Raw genomic sequence first — 1230 nt, forward strand, 5'->3', positions numbered from 1 at the left:
ACGCAGACTGCCGAAACCGCCTCACCCTTGTCGTTGTAAGCGAAGCCGACGAACCATCCGTGGTTGTCGGCGCCCTCGGCGTTCTGGGCCGTGCCGGTCTTGCCGCCGACCTCGAAGCCGCTGATCTTGGCCTTCTTGCCGGTGCCGTTCTCGACGACGCTGATCATCATCTCGCGCAGATCGCCGGCGACCTGGCTGTTCACCGGCGTCCGCAGTGTCTGCGGGTTGGCGTTGTAGATCGGCCGCCGGTCGGGGCTGAGCAGCTGCTGGACCAGGTACGGCCGCATCTGCTTGCCGCCGTTGGCCACCGTGGCGGCGATCAGCGCACCCTGCATGGTCGTCATCCGGACGTCCTTCTGTCCGATCGACGACTGGGCGAGGCCAGCCTGGTCGATGCTGCCGTCCGGGTTCTTGATCTCACCGGTGCGGCTGGCCGCGACCGGCAGACCGGGGCCCTCCAGGTTGCCGACCGTCAGGTCCTCCTGCTCGAAGCCCCAGTCCTGGGCCGCCTTCTTGACCTTTTCGCCACCGAGCTTGACGCCGAGCTGGGCGTAGCCGGTGTTGCAACTGTCGGTCAGCGCCTCCTTGAGGGTGACCTGCGAGCCGGGGCAGCTCTGGTCCCCGGAGTTTCGGATCGCGGCGCCGGAACCGGGTGCGGTGTAGGACGAGCCGGCCGGGATCTCGGTGCCCTGCTCGTAGCCGTTCTGCAGGGCGGCGGCCGAGATGATCACCTTGAAGGTGGAGCCGGGCGGGTAGGTCTCGGACAGCGCGCGGTTCAGCAGCGGCTTGTCCTTGTCCTTGTTCAGCTTCTCGTACGCCGCCGCGGCCGCCTTCGTGTCGTGGCTGGCCATCGGGTTCGGGTCGTAGCTGGGGAACGAGGCCAGCGCCTGGATCGCCCCGGTGCGCGGGTCGATCGCCACCGCGGAGCCCTTCTTGGCGTTTCCCTCGTTGTTGGTGAGCTGCTTCCAGGCCACTTCCTGCGCCTTGGGCTCGATCGACAGCACCACGTTGCCGCCGCCGGCCTTGTCACCGGTGAACATGGCGCTGACCCGGTCGGCGAAGAGCTTGTCGCTGGCGCCGGAGAGGAACTCGTTCTCGCTGCGCTCGATGCCGACCTCGGCGATGTTGACCGGCTTGTAGCCGACGATCGGCGCGTAGACCTGCCCGCCGGGATACTGCCGGAGGTACTTCAGGGTGTCGTCGGTCAGCTTGTTCTGGGCCAGCGGCTGA

At 67.6% G+C, this 1230-nt stretch carries 1 protein-coding gene; it reads right to left on the minus strand.

The genetic code is table 11. From position 1 onward, the window contains the following. Positions 1-1230, minus strand: a 1230-nt coding sequence (locus tag DMB66_RS59355; protein WP_148112950.1) for a penicillin-binding transpeptidase domain-containing protein, incomplete at both ends; no start/stop codon positions are given.

The organism is Actinoplanes sp. ATCC 53533 (assembly GCF_003947245.1).